Source organism: Nocardia carnea NBRC 14403, assembly GCF_000308515.1.
In the GTDB taxonomy this organism is placed as follows: Bacteria; Actinomycetota; Actinomycetes; order Mycobacteriales; family Mycobacteriaceae; genus Nocardia; species Nocardia carnea.
The window spans coordinates 25,024-48,705 of record NZ_BAFV01000039.1 but is presented as its reverse complement, the minus strand read 5'-3'; the positions used below and the strand labels follow the sequence as shown (position 1 = coordinate 48,705).

Below are 23,682 nucleotides of genomic sequence, written 5' to 3'. Positions count from 1 at the left end.
CGACTGTAGGCAGTTCCCGGCTGCTCGGGTGTGCCGGAATTTCCTATCGCCCGGGCCTTTCCGGCGGCACTGTGTGTACTCATGATTCTGATCACCGGTGCCACGGGCACCATCGGCAGTGAAATCGTCCGATTGCTGGCTGCACTCGGCGAGGGTGTTCGGGCTGTCACCCGGAACCCGGAAACGGCGGATCTTCCCGGCGGAGTGGAAGTCGTCCGCGGTGACTACTCCGATGTCCCGGCCATTGCAGGCGCCATGGACGGCGCGGACGCCGTTTTCGTTCTGAGTGTGCTCGGCCCGGAGGGGATCGACGCCGATACCGCCCTCGTGCGGGCTGCCTCGGACGCCGGCGTCCGTCGAATCGTGAAACTCTCGGCGATCGGCACCGGCGATCCGGGACTCGGCCGAGTCGGCACCTGGCATCTACCGGGTGAGCAGGCGGTTCGCGACAGCGGCACCGACTGGACCATCCTGCGTCCCAGCTCGTTCGCCTCGAACACCCTGAGCTGGGCCCCGGCTCTCCACTCGGGTCAACCCGTCTCCAACCTCACGGGAGCCGGCGCGCAGGGAGTGGTCGATCCGCGTGACGTCTCGGCGGTCGCGGTCGAGGCACTTCTGTTCCCGGCACACGCCGGGCGCGTGTACACCCTCACCGGCCCCGAACTGCTCACCACCCATGACCAGGCCGCCGTCGTGGCCGCCGCGTACCTATGCCGAGTGGGTCGCCGACCATGTCTCGGCGTTCGCAGCGGCAGCGACTGTGGCCGGTTGGCGGTCGTACTGATGCCGGATCACCTAGTGGTGGCGGCGGCCCACCCGGGCGATCGCCCCGGGCCGGGGCCGCCGAAGGCCTGTGCGTCGCGCAGTCGTGTCACCGCCGCGTGGAATTCGCCGTGCGGTGCGGCGAGTTTGCCGGTGGCGTAGAGCGCCGCGATACGTACCGGTACCGACGAACGCGACGGACAGAGACCCCCCATCACCAGGAGATCCGACGGCAAGCCGCTGATGGCGAGGTCGGGGCTCGAAGAGTGTCGATGACGTGTCCGATACGGTCCATCCGGTTGTCGGCGCCGGCGTCGCGCCTACAGCATCGGGCTGCTGTTCGGAGCAGCGTCGAAGTCGAGTGGCGCTGCCTCGAGATGCCGTCCCCGGGGTGTGGGGTCGGCGAGCTCGCCGTCGTGCACGACCACCGTGCCCCGGACGAGTACGGTGGTCGGTTTACCTCGTAAACGGCAGCCTTCGTACGGGGTGTAGTCCGTCGCCATGTGCAGGGCGTCGACCGTCACCGTCCACTCCAGATCCGGGTCCCAGATCGCGATATCGGCGTCGGCGCCCGGCATCAGTGAACCCTTCCGCGGATACAAACCGTTGGTGCGGGCGGGGTTGGCCGAGGTGAGTTCCACGAAACGGCTCGGGGACAGGCCCAGCCGATCGACATAGTGGGAATAGATCACCGGGAGACGTGTTTCGACGCCGGGCAGACCGTTCGGCATATGGCGGACATCATGCCTGTGCACGTTTTTCTGTGCCGTGTCGTAGCAGCAGTGGTCGGAGCCGATGGTGGTGATGTGGCCGGTGAACAGATGCCGGCCGAGCCCTTCGACGATATCGGCCGAGCGTAGCGGCGGACAGCAGACGAAGCGCTCCGGATGTTCGCCGCGGTACCGGGAATCGTCGAGAACGAGATGGTGGGCCACGGATTCGGTGAAGGCGACCAAACCACGTTGCCGTGCCTCCGCGACCAGCTCGACGGCTGCCGGGGTCGATTGGTGGACGAAGTACACGGGTGCCTGTTGTGATTCCGCGATCGCCAGGATCGCCGCGACCGAAGCGGTTTCGGCCAGCTCTGGCCGGGTGAGCGACATCCGCGACGCGTCGATAGCCGCACTCGCCGCCGCGAGATTCTGTGCTTCCGTGACGATGGCGTCCGATTCGCAGTGGATCACGACCATCCCGCCGAGATCACGGGTGGTCTGCATGGTCTTCAGGATGGTGTGCTCGTTCGCCATCGTCTCACCCGCGTAGGTGGTGAACATCTTCACCGTGCGGATACCGGCGCCGGCCATGGTGGCGAGCTGACCGGCGGTGGTGTCGTTCCATTCGACGACGCAGGCGTGCAAAGCCGAATCACACAGCCCCTCGGATGCCTTCGCGCGCTGCTTCTCGGCGGCGTCGAGTGGTTCCTGACCCGGCCGCGGGATGGCGAAATCGATGATCGTGGTAGTACCGCCGAACACCGCGGCCGTGGTGCATTCGCGGTAGGAGTCCAGCGAGGTGAACTCACCGGAGGTGAACCCGACATGGCAGTGCGGGTCGACCCCGCCGGGCATGACGAGTTTCCCGGTCGCGTCGATGATCTCGGCCGCGGGATCGATATCGGTGCCAGGGGCGAGGACAGCTGCGATCGTGCCGTCCTCGATCAGCAGATCCGCCGGTGCCGACCAGTGGGATTCGACGACAGTGCCACCACGGACGACCTTCATCGCGTCGCCTTCCGGTAGGCGACCCATCCACCGCGGTCGCTGATATCGGTCACGCCCGGTACATCCAGGGCATTGCTGCGCATCCGCATCGACAGCGATCCGCTGCCGTCCGCCAGCTCGATCACGCCCAGTTCGAGCTCCTCGGGCTCCCGCGGGAGCAGTTCTTCGCGGAGGACGTCGTACTCGACTTCGTAGAGTTCACCCGGCACGGAGACGCCCCCGCTGGTGACCGGGTGCAGGCCGGGGAATTCGTCGCGAACCGAGTAGAACCGGTACCGCGGAGCGGTATCGACCCGGCCGAGGAATCGGGCCCGGTGCAGCGCATCGTGCAGGGTGCCGCCGGACATCGCCTGCCCATTGACGAACATCGTGACAATTGCCATGGGAACGGTCCTTTCAGTGTGTCGGTTGCCGGACGAGGCGGGCGGGGGAGAAGGCGGAAATATCGAGATCGGGTGTGTTCCCGTGCACTATCGCGGTGATCACTTGCGCCCACAGCGGAGCGAACGTGAACGAGTAGGTGCCCCCCGCGAAGAAGAGGCCGGGTACGTCGTCGATTCCGCCGATGACCGGCATCTCATCGGGTGTCGTGACGACCGGCCCGGTCCAGGCGTCGAGTAGTGGAGTCCGGTAGAGGGCGGGTAGCAGCCGCTCCACCTGGGCGAGATTTCCCGCTGTGCTGTCGTCGCGCAGCGGCGCGGCGTCGCGGTCGTGGAACGGACCGGCGGGCCAGCCCCCGCCGAGGACGAGCCGATGACGCCGATCCTGTTTGATCGACATACCCTCGCCGACATGCTGGACCAGCACCCGGAGTGCATCCGGCTCGGCGGCCAGCGCGTGCATCTGCAGCGAGGTGGGTGTCAGGTCCAGGGGCACGCCGGCCAACGCGGCGATTGTGGCCATCCACGGGCCGGCCGCATCGATCACCACGGGGGCCCGCCAGGATTCCCCGGGCGTGCTCACACACCATTGCTCACCCGCACGCCCCAGGCCGGTAACCGGTGTGCCGGGGTACAGGTGTGCGCCTTCGGCGACTGCCTGCTGCAGCAGCGCGGGCCCGGCCATATCGGGTTCGGCGAATCCGTCCCACGCGCACCAGGTCGCGGCTTCCACGGTCGGTCCGAGCAGCGGCAGTGCACGCCGTGCTGCGTCACCGGTGAGCACTTCGGTGGGTATGCCCGCCGACTGTTCCCACCGGTGTTTGGTGTGCAGGGCGTGAACTTGTTCCTCGGTCTCGGCGACCATGAATCCACCGCAGCGATTGAGGCCGAGGCCGGGTACGGTGTCGCCGAGCACATCCCACAATTCGCTCGTCGACTTCTGCAGAGGCAGCAGTTTTTCGACGTCGACGGCGGTGCCCTGCCCGGGACGCCGGGTGTGGATGGTCTGGATGTGCAGGTTCCCGGCGGTGGTGCCGGACCCCGCGGTGTTGGGGGCCGTGCGGTCGAGAACGGCGACGCGCAGCCCCGAGCGAGTCAAAGCCAATGTTGTTGCCGCGCCCACGATCCCCGCGCCGATGATCACAGCGTCGAGATCAGCCACGGCCGGCTCCCGCAGGGGCGGACGCGTCGGCGATCCCGGAATCGGCGATAACGGCACGCAGTGCGTCGAGTGTTACCGGGTCCGTGACCGGCAGCAGCGGTTCACGGACCTCGCCGCCCGGCTGTTCCAGCAGGTTCATCACTGCTTTCAGCTGGGGGATGGGCGAGGCGTATACACCGCTGTAGTCGGCGTTGATCAGGCGGCCGGAGAGAGCTCGGTACCTGTCCACCCATTCCCGGGCCGTCGCGCCGTCGCGGGCCGCGACCGCGCGATAGTAGGGCACCGCGAAGGGGGCGCCCACGCCACCACCGTCGATGTTCCCGTCGCCGCCGAGTTCGAGCAGGGCCGCGAGACCCCGTCGGTGCAGGAAACTCCCGAACACCCGTACCCGATCCGATACCGCCTCGACCGTATCCAGCATCGACAGCCAGTCGCCGGTGCTGTCCTTGATCGCCACGACATTGTCCAGGTCGGCCAGCCGGGAGAACAGCCCCGGAATCGTCCCCATATCCAGCGCGACTCCGCGGGGCCAGTTGTACACCATGAACGGCAGGGTCGTTGCTGTGGAGACGGCGTGGTAGTACTGCACGGTTTCGTCGCCCGAGGTGTGCACGTAGGGCGGGGGTGTCGCCAGCACCCCGTCCGCGCCGGCCGATGCGGCGTGGACTGCCAGTTCGGCGGATTGCCGGGCCGTATAGGCACTTACCCCGATCACCACGGGGAATCGGCCCGCCACCGCGTCGATGGCCACTTCGGCGACGGTCCGGCGTTCGTCGGCGGACTGGCTGAACCACTCACCCGTACTTCCGTTGACGAGTACCCCGTGCACCGCCATCTCCGCGTAGAGGTTGATCAGTGCCGTGAGGGCATCGGTATCGACGGCGCCCGACCGGGTGAACGGGGTCGGGGCGGCGGGCCAGTATCCGGACCACGCGACATCATCGCGATTCATAGAGAGCCTTCCGAAAGAAATGAATTCGAGAATCGGTCGATCTACGACATTAGTGGGATCGATTGCATAGACTGCCGTTCAACGGGTGGTCAGTCAAGCCCGGAAACGTAGCCGTAACGCGGGCGCTGTCGAATGTGGGTGTCCGAAGGATGGATCGAGAGGATGGAGGACCGGTGGCGGTCACATTGGTCGACGTGGCGATTGCCGCGGGCGTATCGCGCAGTACGGCATCGCGTGCGTTGAGCGGGTCGTCGTTGATCTCACCGCAGACTCGGCTGGCCGTCGAGGAGGCCGCGCGCTCGCTCGGTTATCGCCCCAACCGCGCTGCGAGTGCCCTGCGGTCGAACCGTTCCCATCTGCTCGGTCTGGTGATGAACAACCTGATCAACGCGTCCTTCCACACCATCGCGGAGGTGGTGCACAAACGGGCTTCGGACGCCGGGTACCAAGTCCTGCTGTGCATTACCGATGCCGATCCGAATCGCGAGAACGATGTGCTCGCCATGCTCGGTGAGCACGGTGTGGACGGGACCATCGTCATCGGCAGCGGCCGCAGTGCGCCGGCCTCCAACGCCCTGCTCACGCAGGGGCGGGCGGTGGTGAACCTCATCCGTTCCGTCCGGGGAAGCAAGGCCTCGACCGTGCTCGCCGACGATATCGACGGCGCGCGGGATGCGACCGCGCATCTGCTCTCCCTCGGCCACCGGCGGATCGGTTATATCGGTGGGACGGCGGAGGCGACCTCCGGCCGGGAGCGATACGAGGGCTACTGCTCTGCGTTGGCGGATGCCGGGATCGAGGTGGACGAGGCGATCGTGCGTAAAGGTCCGTTCACCACCGAGTTCGGTGCCGAAGCGGTGAATTCGCTGCTCGACGGCTCCGAATCGATGACGGCCTTGTACGCGGCGAACCATGAAGCCGTATTCGGGATCCTGCCCACGCTGGTGGGCAGGGGTATCTCCGTACCCGGGGAGTTGTCGCTGGTCTGCCACGAGGACATGCCGTGGCTGGCGATGTGGCAACCCCCGATCACCGTGGTCGACAACGGTGCGGCTCAGTTGGCCAATCTCGCCATGGACCTGCTGTTCCAGCAGATCAACGACGCAGCGCCAACGGACGGGAGAACGTATCGGATCGGGGCTCGGCTGGTGGAACGCGCCTCGTGTGCGGCCGTGGCGGGGGGCGCATGACCACCCCGGCGCGGGTGGCCGTCACGCCCGGATCGTTAACAGTGGGCGTATCTCGTATCGGGCTTGTTAACGGTATTGACCGGCCCCGGTCATTCTGCAACTCTTTATGCAATCGATCCCATAGATGGTCGATCGAAATCATTTGGGCATATTCACGATCACTGCCGCTACGCGGTGGATATCGAAAGGTTCGTCAATGCGCAAAATCATCCGAATCGCTGCTGCCACGGTAGTGGCCGCCGGGCTCGGCGGCTGTAGTTCGGCCGCGGACGAGAACGCGGCCCCAGCGAACTGCACCCCGGTATTGGGTGCTGCCGATCTCGCCGAGGAGGGCGCGCTGACCATCGCGACCAACGCCACCTTGCCGCCCATGCAATACGTCGACGCCGACGGCGAAGTGACCGGCATGCGGGTCGACCTCGGCAAGGAAATCGCCGAACGGCTGTGCCTGCGGGCCAACTTCGTCAATATCGAATTCGAGGCGCAGATCCCCGGTGTGCAGAGCGGCCGCTGGGACATGATCGACACAGGGATGTTCTATACCCCGGAGCGCGCCGAAACCATCGACCTGGTGCCCTACGAGGTGCAGGCGGTTTCCATCTCGGTGCCGGCGGGCAACCCCGAAGCCATCACGTCCGTCGACGATCTCGCGGGTAAAACGATCGGTGTCGAGGCGCCCGGTTACGAATTCGACACCCTCACAGCCCTCGCCGAGCGATTCGCCGCCGAGGGCAAGTCGGCGCTCACCGTCCAGACGTTCAAAACCAATGCCGACGCCTACCAGGCGCTATCGGCCGGACAGGTCGACGGCACGTCGATCGTCGAATCGGTGACGTCCTTCTACCAGCAGGACGGACGCTTCGAAACCGCAGTGGGCGGAATCAACGAGGCACCGCTGGCCATGGGATTCGCCAAGGGCAGCAAATCCGCGGTCGAGGTGGCCCGTGTGCTGACGGATATGCGCGGCGACGGCTATCTGCCCGATCTGTTCGAAGAGTATGGTGTCACCGCCTACGAGGGTGATATCGCCGTGAGCACCGGACCGCTCGACAGCTGATCGCGCGAATCATTCGAAAGGCTTCCCCATGTGGTCTTGGAACGCATTCTTTTCCATTCTCACCAGTGACCAACTGCTGGAGGGCGCATGGGTCACGATCTGGCTCACCGTCGTCAGTATGGTCCTCGGACTCCTGCTCGCGATCGTGGTCGCCGCTGCACGATCGTCCCGGCTGGTGCCGGTGCGCGCGGTGGCCGGTTTCTACGTCTGGTTGATGCGCGGAACCCCGTTGCTGGTCCAACTGGTGATCATCTACACCGGATTGCCGCAGGTCGGCATCAAACTGGGCGTGATCCAGGCGGCGCTGCTCGGATTGGTGCTGAACGAAGCGGCGTATCTGTCGGAGATCGTGCGGTCGGGGTTGCTGTCGGTTCCCGCGGGGCAGACCGAAGCCGCACGGGCACTGGGAATGTCACCGGCGAAGGTGTTCCGTGTGGTGGTTCTTCCGCAGGCCTTGCGAGTGATGATCCCGCCACTCGGGAACAGCTTCAACGGCCTGCTCAAAACGACGACACTCGTTTCGGTCATCTCGGTCCAGGAATTGCTGCGCCGGACCCAGTTCCTGGTGCAGGTCAACTTCCGGGTACTCGAAGGCTTGTGCGCGGCCGCACTGTACTTCCTGGTGCTGACCACCCTGTGGGGTCTGATCCAGCGAATGATCGAAGCGCGGATGGGCCGGGGTTACGACCGGAACTATCGCCGCAAAGGCGGGCCGGCAACGAAGACTCTGACGGACAGCGCCATGGAAGCCGAGGCAGTGAACCGATGACCAGTACGACGGAAACGGCCCCGAAGATCATCGAGGTCCGGAATATGACCAAGGCATTCAACGATCTCGTCGTTCTCGACGATATCGACTTCGCGGTGGAGAAAGGCGAGGTCGTACTGCTTCTGGGCCCCTCGGGCAGTGGTAAGAGTACCTTGTTGCGCACCTTGAACTGTCTCGAGACGATCGAATCGGGAACGGTGCGAGTATGTGGCGAGATGATGGGGTTCTCCGACGACGGTAAGCGCACGCCGCTCTCGGAGGCACAGATCGCGAAACAGCGCCACCACACCGGCATGGTGTTCCAGAACTTCAATCTGTTCCCGATGATGACCGCCCTCGAGAACATCGCGTCCGGTCCACGGCATGTGTTGGGCACCGCGGCCGATACGGCACGCACCAGAGCGCAGGAGTTACTCGATATGGTAGGTCTCGCGGACAAGGGGGAGAACTACCCGTCGCAGCTGTCCGGTGGCCAGCAGCAGCGGGTCGCCATCGCCCGCGCGCTGGCCATGAAACCGGAGGTCATGCTCTTCGACGAACCCACCTCCGCGCTCGACCCCGAGATGGTCAACGAAGTCCTCGATGTCATGCTGCGCCTGCGCGACGAGGGTATGACCATGGTCGTGGTGAGCCACGAAATGGGATTCGCGAAGGCAGCCGCCGACCGGGTGGTATTCATGAGTGACGGCAAAATCGTCGAGGACGCACCACCGCAGCGGTTCTTCGACAACCCGGAACACCCGCGCACCCGGCAATTCCTGAGCCGGATCCTCTGACACCTCTGCCGCATCGGTCGGTGGATCACCGACAGGCATTATTTCTCCGCGCAAGTCCGCGTGGTCGGCCGCGTCTCAGTCGCGCGGGGTTGTCCGCGATCCAAGCGGCGATCTGGGCGCGGGAGGTGAAACCGAGTTTGGTCAGGATATGTTCCACATGGCTCTGAGCGGTGCGCTGGGAGATCACCAGTTTCGCCGCGATCTGCTTGTTGCTGAGCCCCTGGGCAACAAGGTCGGCGACCTGCCGCTCACGTTTGGTCAGCGTGCCCGAGGCTCCGGTCTTTTCGGTCGCCGGTGCTCCGAGCGCGTAGGCGACGGCGGCGTCCATGTTCATGCCCAGACCGCGGCGGCGGGCGGCGTCGTATCGGCGATCGCCCAGGGCCCGGCGGGTTTCTTGTGTGCACTCCTCGTGGAAGCGGGCCATATTGCCGAAAACTGTCGTCACCTGACTTCCTGTCGGTGCCAGTCCGTGCGCGGCGCCGAGCAGTACGGCGGCCCGTTCGGCGTCGCGTCCGGGGTCGAGGGTCCAGGCCAGTGCGTCGAGACAGAACACGGCGTTCACCGTGCTGTTCAATCCGCTGTTCACTCGTAGCGCTTCGGTGAGCAACTGCTGGGCGCGATCGCGGGCGCCGCGTCGCCACTCGGTGACGCCGAGCCCGCGCAGTGCCGCCGCGCGATGGAGCACCTCGCCGCGCGGTTCGGTGACCGCGAGTACGTCCCGGTAGAAATCGCCCGCGCGGAGGGTATTACCGGCCTGCTCGTACGCCCAGCCGAGCAGAGTGAGCGCACTCATCCTGAGCTGACCGTACGGGTCGGATTCGGTGAAATCGACGGTCTGTTCGAAATATTCTCGGGCACTGTCGGACTCACCGCGCGTCAGGGCCAGTAGGCCTTCTGCATAGGCGATCTGGGCCCCGGCCGGCGGCCGGAGTTCGGTGCCGGCCAGTGCCCGCGCCTCCTGCAACCGGGCCGCCGCAGCCGGGAACTCGCCCTGCATCGCCTCCAGTTTTCCGGCAGCGCAGAGCGCCTCGATCCGCACCGGCACCGACTGTGCTTCGTGACGGGCAAGGAGACGATTCAGCCAGGTCCGGCCCTCCCCGTACAAGCCGCGGAAATTCCAGAACTCGTAGAGACCCGCGGCCGTGCACAGCCCGGCGTCGATCGCTGCCGCGGTGTTCTCGGTCAGGCAGTATTCGAGTGCGTCGCGCAGATTGCCCTGTTCCCGTTCCAGCCGCGCGATCCACCGCGGCTGTTCGGCGCTGATCCAGCCGGCCGCGGCGTCGGATATCACCTGCTGGTACCAGTCGTGGTGCCGGTGGCGCATTTCCTCGAGCCGGCCGGTTTCCCGCAGTTTCCGGCGGCCGTAGTCACGCAGCATTTCCAGCATCCGGAAACGCGGGACGGTACCGGATTCCTCCCGGACCAGGATGGATTTGTCCACCAGCGACGACAGCACGTCGAGCAGGCTCAGCGGCGCCGTATCGGCATCGCAGACCCCTTCGACCGCATCCAGTTCACAACTGCCCGCGAACACCGAGAGCTGCGACCACAGTTGCTGCTCGGCCGGGGTGCACAGATCGAAGCTCCAGTCGACACACAACCGAAGGGTCTGCTGGCGGGACGGGGCGGTGCGCGCGGACTGGGTGAGTAGCGCGTACCGGTCGTTGAGCCGCTGCAGGATCTGCTGTGGCGACAGCGTCCGCATCCGGGCGGCCGCCAGTTCGATCGCCAGCGGTAGTCCGTCCAGCCTGGCGCAGATACCGGCGACGGCGCCCTTGTTGTCCTCGTCGAGTTCGAACCCCGGCACCACCGCGGCCGCCCGTTCGGTGAACAAGGTGACCGAATCGAACCGCGGCATACTCTTCAGGCTCGGCGCCCGGCCCGGCTCCGGAACCGTCAGCGGTGAAATCCGCAGTACCGTCTCCCCGGCGATATTCAACGGCTCCCGGCCGGTCACCAGAATGCGCAGATCAGGGCATGCCCGCAGAATCACCTCGGTGAATTCGGCGACAGCCTGAACGAGCTGTTCGCAGTTGTCCAGTACCAGCAGGACATCGCGTGGGCAGAGGAAATCCACCAGGACATCGATCAACGGGGCGGCCGGTTCGTCGCGGACCCCCACCGCGGCGGCGACGACCTCCACGAGTAACTCGGCCTCCGAGATATCGGCCAGATCGACCAGCCGGACACCGTCGTCGAAATCGCGTAACGCCTGCGCGGCCGCACGCAACGCCAGCCTCGTTTTCCCGACACCGCCGATCCCGGTCAATGTCACCAACCGCTGGGTGGCCAGCAGATTCTTCACTTCCGCCAGCTCGGACCGCCTGTTCACGAGACTGGTCAATTCGAGGGGGAGATCGCCGGTGCGATCCTGGACGGGCGATTCGCGCGAACTCGGCGCCGGCTGCTCGTCGCGTCGCGCCTCGAGCGGGACGTCGCGCAGCGCCATGGCACCCACCGGGTACCCGCGGCGCCGCTGGACGCGCCGTGCGTCCTCCCCGAACGCGGCCGCGGAGGGGCGCGCCCGGGGATCCCGGCTCATCGCCGCTTCCACGAGGTCGGTGATATCGCCGGGTATCCCGTTTTCCCGCAGATCGGGCAGCGCTTGGCTGGTGATGCGCAGGAACTGGGTCACGATCTTCTCGCCGGTCCCGCGTTCGAAGGCCGCATGGCCGGTGAGCGCGCTGAATAACGTCGCACCCAGGCCGTACACGTCGGCGGCCGGTGTCGGGGTATCACCCTCCAGGACTTCCGGTGCGGTGTAGGCCGGGGACCCGGTCACGGTGCCTTCGGCGGTCCGGAACCCGCCGGAGATATGGGCGATGCCGAAATCGGTGAGCGCCGGCTCCCCGTAGTCGGTGAGCAGAATGTTCCCGGGTTTCACGTCCCGGTGCACGACGCCCAGCCGGTGCGCGCTCTCCAGTGCGCCCGCGATCTTCACACCGAGTTGTAGTGTGTCGGCCGCCGGTAACGGCCCGTACCGGCGGATTCGGTGCTCGAGCGAACCCGACGCGTAATAGGGCGTCACGAGATACAGGCGGCCGCCGTCGGTGACCCCGGCCTCCAGCACGGGGACGATATTGGGGTGCCCGGTGAGGCGGCCCATAGCGCGCTGTTCGCGTACGAACCGCGCCCGGTTGTCCTCGTCGGTTCGGCCGGTGAGGAGTTTGACCGCCACCGTGCGATCCAGCGCCTGCTGGGTACAGCGATACACGACCCCGAATCCGCCGCGCCCGATTTCGGTGGCTGCCGTGAAACCGGCCGCATCCAGTTCCGCGGCGACCGATGTCGTCGACTCGCGACGCGTTCGCAGCGGATCCTCGGCGGTCATGGCCGGAAAACGACCCATCGAATATGTGTGTGGGCACCGGTCGGCATGCACTCACCTCTCGCCACTGTCAACTGTATCCCCGAGTGGTCTCGGCGGCGAGATGCGGAAACCGGCAGTGGCCGGTGTGTATACGACTTCGTTATGGACCGCCCGGGCCGGTTACGCCGTACAGGCGGACCGGTCCGGTAGTACTGCGAATATCGGGAACCTGTCGCCGCACGGCGGTGCCCGGAAACGCACCCGTATCGGCCGGCGCCCGGTCTGCGGAATCTCGCCCTCGATCGTGGTGTACACCCATGGACCCTCGTCCAGCTCGACGATGGCGATTACCGCCGTTACGGGATCGACCAGCGCGTTTGCGGCGCATTCCACAACACGCCAGCATACGACGGACCCGGTGCCGGCCGCCGCCACTCGTTGGACATCCTCGGACGAGCACGACGGACAGCGCACCACCGACGGCGCGAACAGCCTGCGGCACGTGACGCACCGGCGGATCATCAGGGCGTCCGGATTGCATTCCGCATAGTTTTCGCTGTTGTCTCGAATCTGGTCCGAATGGCGATATCGCATCTACGAGCCTCGGTGTTCGGATACTGGTGGGCAGCTTCCAGCATCTGCCGGTCCCGCCCGGAACGCGTCGGTCGAACAGCCCGGTACATACCTAATTTCCGGAATCCTGCCGGTCAGCGGTACACCGGAACGCCCCGGCCGCGTGACGGGCGCCACCCGGTTCCGTGGTGCCGGCCGCACGGGACGACGACAGTCAACTCGAGCCGACATGCCCGGCTGGGGTCTTCCGAGCCTGGCGGACGGTGGCGGTCGCCGCCGCGACACAGATACCGCCGATACCGGCCCACCACTGGACGGACAAGGTTTCCTCGAGGACGACCAGCCCCGCACAGGCGGCGACGAGACCGCAGGACAACCCGGAATGACCGAGTGCCGGTGCCGGCGCGCGCGAGATCAGCAGATAAGCGGCCATCGCAACCGCCGACAGTCCGGCGAGTGCGAGCCCCTGCCAGGCCAATGCACCGGCACCCGGGTCGCGCATCGCTGTCGCTTTCGGATTCGGTGTCTGCCAGGTCCCGATACCGGCCGAGCATCCGGTGGTGCGGGTGCCGCTGCACGGCAGTGTCCGGCCGGTGCCCACCATAATCGCCGGAATCCGGGGCAGTGCGGAACACCCGCTCATCGCCACCGGTGTACGTGCTGTCGAAGCCGTGGCGGCGGAGCTCGCCTCGGCCGTGTGATGTCCGGAACACACGCGGGCTGCGGCTGGGCAGCGGCGTGTCGAGCTGCGTCGGTTAAGGTGCGGCCCGGCGGCAGGCCGCGCACCACAACGGAAGGATTCTCCGATGGTCACTGTTCTCGGCGGGGGAATCGCCGGAACCGTATTGGCCGGTGCGCTGGCCGGATCCGGCCGCTCGGTCACCATCTACGAACAGCGCCGCGGCGAAGGCGGCGGCGCTTTCCTGATCCTCGATGGCCGCGGCCATCGAGGCCTGATCGAACTCGGCGTGCCGGAGCAGGATCTCCATGCCGCGTCGTACCCGCTCGACGAACTGCGGTACACCCCGGACGACGGGGTCACCCGGCGCCGCCCCAGCGAGGGGCACCGGTTCTGGCTACGCCGGGAGCTGATGGCGGTGCTGAATCGGTTCGCGCTCGAGGCGGGCGCCGAGATCCGCTACGGCGACCCGGTCACCGAGGTGCGGGTCGATCCTGCCGACGGCACGGTGCTCCGGCTCGGTGGCAGCACGGTGGCGACCCGGGACCTGGTGATCGGCGCCGACGGTATCGATTCGGTGGCGCGTGCCGGTATCGAACCGCACCGCTCCACGGAGTATTCGGGGGATGTGGTCGTCTACGGGATGACAGAACACGCGGTGCACTGCCCGACCGCCCCCTTCGTGCTGCACTTCGACGCCGCGGCCGGTTCCGGCTCCCGCCCGGCAGCCACCGTCGGGCATATCTGGCGGCCCGAAGCCGGCGAGGCTTTGTGGTTTCTGCGGATCACCCGGGCGCCGCTACCGGATGCGGAAACCGGAGTGCGTCCCGTCGGAGAGTGGGCCGAAGCCGTGGTCACGGCAGCTCCCGGACCGGTTCGCGAGTTGACCGCGGAACTGGTGGCCGCGACCGACCAGGTGCATGTTTCCAACGCCCGCAATGTCCCGCTCGGTCCGGCGCTGCCGCCCGCGCCACCGGTGGTGCTCGTCGGCGACGCCGACCACGCGATCACTCCCGCGGCAGGCGTCGGCGCCCGGGAGGGAATCGAGGATGTGGTGGCCGTGTACCGGGCGATCGCCGCAGGGGAGTCGCCCGCCGAAGCCATGTCGGAACGCCGCCGCGTGATAACGGAGGAGCGGGACCGGGTGGCCCGCCGGATGCGTAGCACAGCAGCTGCGGGGTGATATCGAAACCCTGACCGGGGATGTACGGCCCCTCCGCGGCGGCGCGCGGTGCCGCCGGCAGGATTCCCGGTCCGCTTCAGCGATTCTCGGCGAGCCGGGCGAGGTTGCCGAGGGAGGCCAGCAGCTTGTCGGCCGTGGTGGCGCGAGCTCGTTCGAGGCGTTTCGGATCGCTCAATTGCGACCAGTCGTAGGTATGGGTCACCCGGCTGCTCGTCTCATTCACGGGCTCGACTTCCCAGCGCCACAGGTGTCCCGGGGGTTGCCGGTCCGGTTCCGCGGGCAGCCAGGCGATACGGCGGCCCTCCTCGAATTCGACCACCCGATTGTGGCGTACCGCGCCGGGTCGGCGATCAATTCGAAGATCTCGTGTGCCGGTGCCGCGATCTCGCGACTCGCCGAAACGACGCGCGATTCCGCACTGCTGTCTGTCATAAGCCGATCGAATCACACCCTGCCTGGACGGGCGCGCGGAGACTCCGTGGTTGTATGCGGTTCGGCCTGTCGCCGGGGCAATGTGCTGCGGTTCCGGACCGGGCGGCACACCCGTCAAGGAGTTACCGAGGGCGGTAGGGGCCGTTCGGTGGGTTGTGATTCGCTCGGCGTCCAGACGTCGAATGGAACCTGCAGCTGAACGGTGCCGGCTTTTTCGAAGGTGAAATCGAACGGAAAGGTCAGGCCGGGGGAAGCGCCGGGGTCCTTCATGGTCACGGTGACGGTTCTCGGCTGGTCGGGAGCGGCGCTCGGATCCAGATTCTGGATGGGTTCGCCGGCGGCGAGGCTGGTCTGCGGGCGCAGTTCCAGTGCCGGCTCCGGCCCCTCGATCTGCACCGATTCGGCAGCCGGTGAGGCGATTCCGGTCAGCCGGTCGGATCCGGTCTGGCTCGTATTCACGGCGGTGAAGGCCAGGCGGATATCGGTGTAGAACGGTGTGGGCTGATCGGCGACCTCGGCGTGGAGGTAGACGTTCTCCAGGTCGATGGCGCCGATACTGCCGTCCGTACCGTTGATCGCCGCTTCCATTTCGGCGGTCTGGGTTTGCTGTCCAGAGCTGCAACCGGCGACCAGGGCAACGGTCGGCAAGACCGCCATCCACCAGGCGGACCTACGTCCCGGGCGACGAACCTTCCGGGTGGCTGTGCTGCCCGGTCTCGTATTCGCAGTACCCACGCCGATCCGCGTACCCGGGGCCGCGGCCCCTACACCACGAGGAGGTTGCGGTTCGGATACGGCGGGTCGGCGTGGCTCTCTGCTCAGCTTCCGGCGAGTACTCGCTCCTCGCGGGGCTCCGCATGCTCGCTGTCGAGCCGCCGGGCGAGTCCTTCGCCTTCGATATCGAAGGCGGGTACCAGCGGGGACAGCCATTTCGGCATCCACCAGATCCGCTCGCCCACGATCAGCATGACCGCGGGAACGATGAGCATGCGGACCAGGAACGCATCGGCCAGGACGCCCACCGCGAGGGCGAACCCGATGGATTTCAGGATGACATCGTCGACGAGCGCGAATCCGGCGAAGACTCCGATCATGATGATCGCGGCGGCGACCACTACGCGGGCACTGTGGGCGAACCCGTCGATCACGGCCTGTCGCGCGGGGGTCCCGTGGACGTAGGCCTCCCGCATCCGGGTGACGAGGAAGACCTCGTAGTCCATCGCGAGCCCGAACAGGATTCCGGTCAGCAGGATGGGCAGGATGAACAGCACCGGGCTGGTGGTGTCCAGGCCGACGAGTTCGTTCAGCCAGCCCCATTGGAAGACCGCGACCGTGGCACCGAGCGAGACACCGACCGACAGCAGGAAGCCCAGTGCGGCCTTGACCGGCACCCAGACCGAGCGGAACACCGCGATCAGCAGGAAGATCGCCAGACCCACCACCACGGCGAGGTAGATCGGGAACACCTCGGTGAGTTTGTCGGCGATATCGACCCCGACCGCGGTCTGGCCGGTGACCAGGGCACGGGCGCCGGTGTCGGCCGGTAGATCGGCGACAGTGGTGCGGATATCGGCGACGAGGTCCTTGGTGGTCTGATCCGATGGGCCGGCGGCGGGGATAACGGTGATGGTGGCGAACCGGACCGTTTCGAGCTGCTGGGCGAACATCTGCCGGGCCTGCGGAGTATCGCTGGTGACCGCCGGGACGACGGCGGCGATATCGGAGTCCGCACCGGCGGCCATGTTCTGCAGATCCTCGGTGACCGTTTGCACGGCCGCCGCGGGATCGGCCGCATTCGCGGTGTCGACGACCACGACGAGCGGGCCGTTGGCGCCGGCGCCGAAGTTCTCCGAGATCAGGTCGTAGGCGATGCGGGCATCGCTGTCGGCGGGTTTGCTGGAATCGTCCGGCAGCGCGAGCTGCATGGAGGTCATCGGGAGCGCGGCCACCGCGGCGATGGCGATGCCGCCGGCGAGGGCGAGCCACTTGTGCCGGGCGATACCTTCCACCCAGCGGCGGCCGTGCGTGCGGTATTCCGTTTCGCCGGTCTGCTGCTTCAGGTAGCGCGGCTTGCCCTGCATGACCTTATCGCCGGCGAAGCCGAGGATGGCCGGGAGCAGAGTGAGCGAGATCAGTACGGCGATCGCGACCGTGAACGCGCCGGCCAGGCCCATCTGCGTGAGGAACCCGATATTGCACACCGCCAGGCCCACCAGGGCGATGATGACCGTCGCACCCGCGAAGACCACCGCCGATCCGGCGGTGCCGACCGACCGGCCGGCTGCTTCTTCGAGCGACCGACCGGCGCGGACCTCGCTCTGGTAGCGGGACATGATGAACAGGGCGTAATCGATCCCGACCGCGAGGCCGAGCATGGTGCCCAGGGCAGGAGTCGTGGAACCGAGTTCGACGAATCCGGTGAGGGTGGTGATGGCGAGCATCCCGATACCGACGCCGACGAGCGCGGTCAGCATCGGCATCCCCGCGGCCACCAGCGATCCGAAGGTGACCGCGAGTACCACCAGCGCCACGGCGATACCGACCACTTCGGCCAGCGGCATCTCGAATTCGGTCAGCGCGTCACCACCGATGGCGACGTCCAGGCCCGCGTCTTCCGCGTTGTGGGCGGCGGTTTCCAGCGCCGATCGGTCGGCGTCGGCGAGTTCGTTGGCGGTTTTGCTGTAGGTCACCGCGGCGTAGCCGACCCGGCCGTCGGGGGAGAGGGTGCCGCCGGTGAAGGGGTCGGCCACCGATTGCACGTTCTCGGTCGACAGTTCGCGCAGCGCCGTGGCGACCGCCGAGTTGTAGGCCGGTTCGGTGAGGGACCCGCCCGCGGGGGCCTCGAACACCACGCGTGCGGTCGCACCGTCCGGGGAAGCCTGCGGGCTACGTTGTTCGATGAGCTCGAAGGCCTGGGTGGATTCGATACCGGGCAGTTCGAATTTATCGCTGGTCTTCCCGGATAATGTCGCCGCTCCGACCGCCAGAACGGCCAGCAGCACCACCCAGATCGCCGCCACTGCCTTGCGGTGCACGAACGACCAGCGGCCGAGCCGGAACAACTGCCACGCCATGCGCTTTCCTCCGAGCGATTATGTGGACCTTGTGGTCCGGTTATGCTCAGAGTAGAAGCGAGTGGACCCGAGGGTCCACTTCGGTGAGGAAGTTGTGGAGCAACTCACCCTGCGGCCGGTATGAGACCTGCGTCTCGATCCGGCAGGATGGAAGCGGATTTCGTGGAGGCGACACCATGACCGGTAGGACGGCAGCGCAGCCGGACGCCACGCACGACAACGTGCAGGACGACGCGCAGAACTGGGCGGGTCGCCGGGCGGATGCCCGGCAGAACCACGAGCGGGTACTGGCCGCGGCACGGGAAGTATTCACCGAACACGGTATCGGCGCCACCATCCCACAGGTCGCGGCCCGGGCCGGAGTCGGCAAGGCCACGGTCTACCGCAGCTACCCGGCCAAGGCCGACCTGGTGCGCGCGCTGGCGCAGCAGCATATCGAGTGGTTCCACGAACTCGCCGCCGTCGCGGTCGAGGCGGGGCGGGAGGACGCCTACCGTGCGCTCGAGGATCTGCTGGAGCAGGTGACCACCCGGTTGGCCCAGGACCGGTTGATGATCGAGGTGCTCAGCGGCCTCGAAGGGCTCGACCAGCGCCTGGGGGACCGGCTGGAGGAACTGCTGACGCTGGGACGCGGGCAGGGCAGCCTGCGCGCAGACGCCACCGGGATGGACGTGCAGATCCTGGTGTCCGGTGCCGCCCGCGCGCTCATCGATCTCGGTATCCGCGACCCCGAGGTATGGCGCCGCTACGCCCGTCTCGCCCTGGGCGCGTTACGACCCGATCCCGCATCGGTGACATCTTGACGAGAGCGGACCTACGGTCGCGGTAACAGGCCACCGCGCGCTATCCGGCGCTCCCGCTCTGCAGCAGCAAGTCGTCGGGATCGAGTCCGAAAGGACTGAAACCGTGCTGGTCACGGTGTAGTGGGGTGGTCGGACAAGACCGATCATTTCCCGTCGTTCCCACGGTTACCGACCTGCCGGTTCCGCTGGATCGCGGTCGCGGCGCCCTCGGTAGTCCGTACTTCGTGATGGACCGTTCAGTGGGTGAGAGCGATTTTGACGACGACCACAATCGCGGCCACGAGGGCCAGTAGCACGGCGGTGACCGCTGAGGTGCGGGTGAGGCGCTCGCCCCGGAGGCGGTCCAGTGGGGCCCGCCGGGAGGACAGCGGGCCGTGCAACCTCATGGAGGGGGCGTGTTCCATTGCTCTCCTCACCCGCCGCGGGTGACCCCCGCGGGTGCGTAAGAGACAAGAAGTCGGCGACGATGACCAGTGCGGCGATACCGAGGGCGGCGTAGCGGCCCCAGGCGGTCCCGAACATCAGGCGGCTGGCGCAGACCTCTCCGACCGCAGACAGTGACTGTGGCCGTGGTACGGCAACCCGGTCATTTCGCGCTGCTCTTACGCCCGCGTGCACCTCGCGGTGTCTTGGCCCGGACATCGTCGTCCGGTTGGGCGGGAGTTTCGGCTTTCGATTCGCCGGACGGATCATCGCGCCAGCTGATCTCAATTTCCACTTCGATCTGATCACCGTCTACCTCGATCTCGAGCTCCCACCGAACCCGGTCGGCGACCGTGATCGAGAGCGAATCGCCATCCGAGCCGAGTTCGGTCTCCGACCCGCCCGCGAGGGCCTGGCCGAGGGCGATGAGCCGCTCCGATACTTCCTGTCGGGAGAGTTCGGATCTTCTTGTCATCTCCAATTTGGGCACGATGGCTCCTTAGCTCGGAGGGCAATTGAGGCAGCAGCCGAGAACTTACGATTCGTCGCTGATCAGCCCTGCGACCAGAGTCTAGGATTTCCGCGTCGGGGTGGTCTCATCCGTAGCGGGTGAGACCACATCGATGCTTCCTACCTCGACCGCACCGAGCCGGTGGGCCTGCACTGCAACAGCGGTGTTCCGAGTGCCTCCAGCCTTTTGATCGCGCGACCGGCCGTGCTCGTTCGAACGGAGCGGAATGTCACTGTAGTAACCAGTCGTCGGGGCTGAAGAGTTCGAAATGCACACGCGCCGGCTGAACCCCCGCGGCGGTCAACTGGGCGCGCACCGATCGGAGGAACCCTGCACCGCCGCACAGGTAATAGTCGGCATCCTCGGGCAGCTCGAGGTCGGCGACGGTGAGCGTGCCGGACCGGCCGTCGCCGTCGGGCTGTTCGTACCAGAGCTCGAGGTCGGCGTTCGGAAGTGCCGCTACGAGGTCGCGCTGGACCGCCCGCAACGGGTGAGTGCCGGGGTCGCGATCGGCGTGCGCAACGAGCACCTGCCGCGGGGAGGTGGCGGTGGCGAGGTGCTCGAGGATGCCGATCATCGGCGTGATACCGATTCCGGCCGAGATCAGCACCAGCGGTGTGACCGCCGCGGGATCGATGGTGAGGTCGCCGAACGGCAGGGTGATCGCCAGCTCGTCGCCCACCGCGATATGGGTCGTCAGGTGGGTCGAAACTTCTCCTGCAGGCCGGTCCGCGGTGGCGGCCACCGGGCGTACGGCGAAGGCGATCCGTCCGTCGCGTGGGGCGCCGACCAGGCTGTACTGCCGCAGCTGCCGTGCCCCGTCGGGCAGCGTCGCGCGGACGGAAACATACTGCCCGGGAAGGGAATCCGGTAGCGGCCGAGCGGGGTCCGTGGATTCCACGACGAAGGTCACCACCCCCGACGGGTCGTCGGTACGCTCGGTGACCACCGTTTCGCGGAAAACATCGCCGGGCACCACTCCGGCACCGGTATAGAGTCCCCGCTCGAATTCGATCAGAGTGTCGGCCATCAGCCAATAGACACGATCCCAGGCGGCGGCGATCTCCGCGGTGACCGTTTCGGCGCCGAGTACATCGACGATCGCGGCGAACAGGTGTTCGTGCACTACCGGGTACTGCTCGGCGACGATGCCCAAGGAGGCGTGCTTGTGGCCGATCCGTGCAAGCATCTCCCGCGGATGCGGCAGTGCCGGATCCACCAGATGGGTGGCGAAGGTGGCTATCGATGCGGCCAGTGCCCGCTGTTGCGCGCCCTGTGCCTGGTTGCCGCGGTTGAACAGACCGGTGAGCAGTTCGGGGTGGGCGGCGAACAACTTCTCGTAGAACAAGGCGGTGATGTCGTCGATATGCGCAGCGATCACCGGGAGGGTCGCGCGGACCAGCTCTGCGTGGTGCTCCTCCAATTCCGCGGGAAGGTCCGGGGCCGATATCGCGACGGTTGTCATGCTGTTCTCCTCGTCGAGCTGAATCGCGGCTCGAATGCCACGACAACACCGTATCCAATTCCGGGCCGGGAAATAGATATCGGCGGCGTGAAGTAAATTACCCACGGTTGTGCGGATTATGTAGCCGGTGCCACAGCGGTCGGCGAAGTGGATGAAACAGGTGGTACTGCAAGGTAAGTGCGCCAACCGTCAGGTGCGCTGCTCGGCGCGGGAACGTGTCGGAAATGGAATGAATTGATTTCCTGTGCAATTGATCCGTGAGCAGAAGCGTTGTGCTTGTATTGCGGCTGATATATCTCGCAGGTGGATTATCTCAACGTTCCGGAATTTCCGGCATATGCAGTAATTGCACGGTTCGGCTGTCGACCAGATCGCCGAGAGTGTAATTGTCCAGATTCCGGTAGAAACTTTCCTGTGCGTCGGCCAGCATATGCCGCAATCGGCAGGCCGCGGCCAGCGGGCAAGGGTTGGCGCCCAGGCACTCCACCACCTCGCCGCGTCCCTCCAGGCCGCGCACGATCTGACCGACGGTCGCCGTGCGCCCGCGGTCGGTGAGAAATATGCCCCCGGTGCGGCCGCGGTGGGAATCCACCAGGCCCAGCTCGGCGAGTTCGGTCACCGCTTTCGCGATGTAGTGTTCCGACGCGTTCATCTGGCGGGCAACGAGTTTGACGGTGACCCTTTCGGCTGCGGCCCCGCTGACGGCCAGGCGCATCATCACCCGCAGGCCGAGATCGCTGAAGCGGGACAGTCGCACAGGAACAGCCTATTAATTCGGTGTTTCAAAAGCGAATTATCCGGTGTGTTACTGAACACGCTGATGGCGGGCTGTTTCCCGGGTGTATCGCCGGATCGCCTGCCCGCGGTGATCGGGGGTGCCTTATCGCAGGCGTTGGAGGGCCGGGTGCTGCTGTATGGCGTGGCGTAATTCGTCGCGGTCGTCGAAGACGTGGGTCGTGGTGCCGAAGGTTTGTACGGGGTCGTGTCCTCGACCGGCGACCACGACGACATCACCGGGCCGGGCGAGCGTGGTGGCCAGGCCGATCGCATCGGCGCGGCCGGGTTGGACGATGACTTCGGCGTGGCGGGCGGTGCGGGCGCCGGTGGCGATATCGCGGCGGAGTGCGGCGGCGCTCTCGGAGAAGGGGCTCTCGTCGGTGACGATGACGGTATCGGCGAACAAGCCCGCCGTCATTCCCAGCGGCGCGCGTTTGCCCGGGTCGCGGTCGCCGGTGGCACCGATGACGGCGATGACCTTGCCCGTGGTCAAGGACCGGAGGTACGGGAATTGCCGTTTCTGGCCCGCCGTGTTGTGCATGTAGTCGACGAATGCGAGGAAGGGCTGCCCGGCGTCGATCCGCTGCATACGGCCTGGAACGCAGTCCAGGCTTTCCATGCCCGCAATGGCCGCGTCGAGATCTGTTCCCAGCCGTGCCAGCGCGGCGATCGCGCCGAGCGCGTTATCGGCCTGGTGTGCGCCGAGCAGTTTCAGCTCTACCGTGGCGCTACGACCGGCGCCGTGTACTACGAACGAGGTGCCGTGCTCGTCGGCGCGGATATGGTCGGCGTAGAAGTCGGCGGCCGGGTTCTGGGTCGAGAAGGTGGAGTAGGGGATGTCCAGTGTGGCCGTGAGGCGTTTACCGTAGTCGTCGTCGACAGCGACGACGGCGGCCTCGCTGCGCTCGGGCGAGAACAGTTCGGCTTTCGTCGAGAAGTAGTCGTCGAGGTCGCGGTGGAAATCCAGGTGGTCCGCGCTCAGGTTGGTGAAGATACCGACACGGAAGCGGGTCCCCTCGACCCGATGCAAGGCCAGGGCATGGCTGGACACTTCCATCGCGACGGCGCGGGCGCCGTGGGTACGCAACGCTGCCAGTGTGCGCTGCAGTTCGCCGGCTTCCGGTGTGGTCCGTACTGCCGGATGCGCGCCCTGTGGTCCGCGGACCGTGATGCCGGTGATCAGCCCATTCTCGATATTCGCTCCGCTCAGACCGGCGCTGAGAAGGTAGCTTGTGCTGGTCTTACCGTTGGTTCCGGTAACGCCGAAGATATCGAGGTGCCGGGACGGTTCGCCGTAGATCCAGGACGCGAGCGGGCCGAGTATGCGCCGCGGGTCGGCGACCACGAAAGTCGGCAGTTCAGCGCAGGGCCGGTCGCTGATCGCCGCGATCGCGCCGCGTGCGGCCGCCTCGCCGGCGAAATCGGCGCCGTGATGGTTCGCGCCGGGCAGCGCCGCGTACACCTCACCGGCGGAGACCAGCCGCGAATCCTGGCCGATGCCGGTAATCGTCGCGTCGCCATCGGTACAGGTCCACGGCAGGCCCAGATACGCGGCCAGATCGGGCAGTGTCCGCTCCACCGGCGGGTGTGGGCTATCGACACTCCTGAACTGCGAGGTCATGGGCCCAGTGAACCACCTCGCGGCCGGATGCCCGGGCAACCGTGCCGATTCCCCGGCAAACG

General features: G+C 66.6%; 21 protein-coding genes and 1 pseudogene. 7 read left to right on the top strand and 15 right to left on the bottom strand.

Annotated features, from left to right (window positions below):
* Positions 1–81: 81 nt before the first annotated feature.
* Complete coding sequence (locus ON22_RS13105; protein WP_081595572.1) at positions 82–924, top strand: SDR family oxidoreductase; 843 nt, start codon at positions 82–84, stop codon at positions 922–924.
* Between the two features lie 158 nt (positions 925–1,082).
* Here the strand turns inward: ON22_RS13105 and hydA are convergent, their stop codons facing one another.
* Genes hydA through ON22_RS13085 form a run of 4 tightly spaced genes read right to left on the bottom strand, consistent with a single transcriptional unit; the run spans position 1,083 to position 4,977 of the window.
* Complete coding sequence (hydA, locus tag ON22_RS13100) at positions 1,083–2,483, bottom strand: dihydropyrimidinase (protein ID WP_033242428.1); 1,401 nt, start codon at positions 2,481–2,483, stop codon at positions 1,083–1,085.
* Entirely contained in the window at positions 2,480–2,866 is a 387-nt protein-coding gene (locus ON22_RS13095; protein ID WP_033241887.1) for an allophanate hydrolase-related protein, read from the bottom strand. The genes hydA and ON22_RS13095 overlap by 4 nt, the downstream gene beginning before the upstream one ends.
* A gap of 13 nt (positions 2,867–2,879) precedes the next feature.
* Positions 2,880–4,025 (bottom strand): NAD(P)/FAD-dependent oxidoreductase, encoded by a 1,146-nt coding sequence (locus ON22_RS13090; protein ID WP_174375580.1) that lies wholly within the window; start codon positions 4,023–4,025, stop codon positions 2,880–2,882.
* A complete protein-coding gene (locus ON22_RS13085; protein ID WP_033241888.1) occupies positions 4,018–4,977 on the bottom strand; it encodes a dihydrodipicolinate synthase family protein in 960 nt (319 codons plus the stop codon). Before ON22_RS13085 ends, ON22_RS13090 begins: the two co-directional genes overlap by 8 nt.
* 173 nt (positions 4,978–5,150) lie before the next feature.
* Here ON22_RS13085 and ON22_RS13080 point away from each other — a divergent pair, with 173 nt between their 5' ends.
* The 4 genes from ON22_RS13080 to ON22_RS13065 all read left to right on the top strand — a co-directional run bounded on the left by ON22_RS13080 (position 5,151) and on the right by ON22_RS13065 (position 8,769).
* Positions 5,151–6,167, top strand: a complete 1,017-nt coding sequence (locus ON22_RS13080) for a LacI family DNA-binding transcriptional regulator (protein WP_033241889.1) — start codon at positions 5,151–5,153, stop codon at positions 6,165–6,167.
* Positions 6,168–6,363: 196 nt separating this feature from the next.
* Complete coding sequence (locus ON22_RS13075; RefSeq protein WP_033241890.1) at positions 6,364–7,224, top strand: ABC transporter substrate-binding protein; 861 nt, start codon at positions 6,364–6,366, stop codon at positions 7,222–7,224.
* Positions 7,225–7,252: 28 nt separating this feature from the next.
* On the top strand, positions 7,253–7,993 hold the full coding sequence (locus tag ON22_RS13070; protein WP_033241891.1) for an amino acid ABC transporter permease: 741 nt from the start codon (positions 7,253–7,255) through the stop codon (positions 7,991–7,993).
* Complete coding sequence (locus tag ON22_RS13065; RefSeq protein ID WP_033241892.1) at positions 7,990–8,769, top strand: amino acid ABC transporter ATP-binding protein; 780 nt, start codon at positions 7,990–7,992, stop codon at positions 8,767–8,769. Before ON22_RS13070 ends, ON22_RS13065 begins: the two co-directional genes overlap by 4 nt.
* Before the next feature lie 25 nt (positions 8,770–8,794).
* On the opposite strand, the gene ON22_RS13060 is transcribed toward ON22_RS13065, so the two are convergent.
* From ON22_RS13060 to ON22_RS13050, 3 genes are all read right to left on the bottom strand, one after another.
* Positions 8,795–12,118, bottom strand: coding sequence for a protein kinase domain-containing protein (locus tag ON22_RS13060; RefSeq protein WP_425339824.1), 3,324 nt, complete (start codon positions 12,116–12,118; stop codon positions 8,795–8,797).
* Positions 12,119–12,259: 141 nt separating this feature from the next.
* Positions 12,260–12,472 carry a hypothetical protein gene (locus tag ON22_RS36685; RefSeq protein ID WP_156052200.1) on the bottom strand — a complete coding sequence of 71 codons (213 nt, stop codon included), beginning with the start codon at positions 12,470–12,472 and terminating at the stop codon, positions 12,260–12,262.
* 394 nt (positions 12,473–12,866) lie between these two features.
* A complete protein-coding gene (locus ON22_RS13050) occupies positions 12,867–13,295 on the bottom strand; it encodes a hypothetical protein (protein WP_156052201.1) in 429 nt (142 codons plus the stop codon).
* Between the two features lie 163 nt (positions 13,296–13,458).
* Here ON22_RS13050 and ON22_RS13045 point away from each other — a divergent pair, with 163 nt between their 5' ends.
* Entirely contained in the window at positions 13,459–14,514 is a 1,056-nt protein-coding gene (locus ON22_RS13045; RefSeq protein ID WP_033241894.1) for an FAD-dependent oxidoreductase, read from the top strand.
* A gap of 76 nt (positions 14,515–14,590) precedes the next feature.
* Here ON22_RS13045 and ON22_RS13040 read toward each other — a convergent pair.
* The 3 genes and pseudogenes from ON22_RS13040 to ON22_RS13030 form a co-directional block, all read right to left on the bottom strand.
* Positions 14,591–14,946: pseudogene (locus ON22_RS13040) on the bottom strand (SRPBCC family protein).
* 114 nt (positions 14,947–15,060) lie between these two features.
* Positions 15,061–15,603 carry a copper chaperone PCu(A)C domain-containing protein gene (locus tag ON22_RS13035; protein WP_033241895.1) on the bottom strand — a complete coding sequence of 181 codons (543 nt, stop codon included), beginning with the start codon at positions 15,601–15,603 and terminating at the stop codon, positions 15,061–15,063.
* 161 nt (positions 15,604–15,764) lie between these two features.
* Positions 15,765–18,020, bottom strand: a complete 2,256-nt coding sequence (locus ON22_RS13030; protein WP_033241896.1) for an MMPL family transporter — start codon at positions 18,018–18,020, stop codon at positions 15,765–15,767.
* A 176-nt stretch (positions 18,021–18,196) separates the two neighbouring features.
* Here ON22_RS13030 and ON22_RS13025 point away from each other — a divergent pair, with 176 nt between their 5' ends.
* Positions 18,197–18,823, top strand: a complete 627-nt coding sequence (locus ON22_RS13025; protein ID WP_081595547.1) for a TetR/AcrR family transcriptional regulator — start codon at positions 18,197–18,199, stop codon at positions 18,821–18,823.
* A gap of 236 nt (positions 18,824–19,059) precedes the next feature.
* Here the strand turns inward: ON22_RS13025 and ON22_RS36680 are convergent, their stop codons facing one another.
* From ON22_RS36680 to ON22_RS13005, 5 genes are all read right to left on the bottom strand, one after another.
* Positions 19,060–19,227, bottom strand: a complete 168-nt coding sequence (locus ON22_RS36680) for a hypothetical protein (protein WP_156052202.1) — start codon at positions 19,225–19,227, stop codon at positions 19,060–19,062.
* Between the two features lie 182 nt (positions 19,228–19,409).
* Positions 19,410–19,736 carry an amphi-Trp domain-containing protein gene (locus tag ON22_RS13020; RefSeq protein WP_033241897.1) on the bottom strand — a complete coding sequence of 109 codons (327 nt, stop codon included), beginning with the start codon at positions 19,734–19,736 and terminating at the stop codon, positions 19,410–19,412.
* A gap of 250 nt (positions 19,737–19,986) precedes the next feature.
* Positions 19,987–21,222, bottom strand: coding sequence for a globin domain-containing protein (locus ON22_RS13015; RefSeq protein WP_033241898.1), 1,236 nt, complete (start codon positions 21,220–21,222; stop codon positions 19,987–19,989).
* Positions 21,223–21,535: 313 nt separating this feature from the next.
* Positions 21,536–21,979, bottom strand: coding sequence for an RrF2 family transcriptional regulator (locus tag ON22_RS13010; protein WP_033241899.1), 444 nt, complete (start codon positions 21,977–21,979; stop codon positions 21,536–21,538).
* A gap of 123 nt (positions 21,980–22,102) precedes the next feature.
* Positions 22,103–23,620: a UDP-N-acetylmuramoyl-L-alanyl-D-glutamate--2,6-diaminopimelate ligase gene (locus ON22_RS13005; protein ID WP_033241900.1), complete on the bottom strand. Its 1,518-nt coding sequence runs from the start codon at positions 23,618–23,620 to the stop codon at positions 22,103–22,105.
* Between the last annotated feature and the right edge of the window lie 62 nt (positions 23,621–23,682).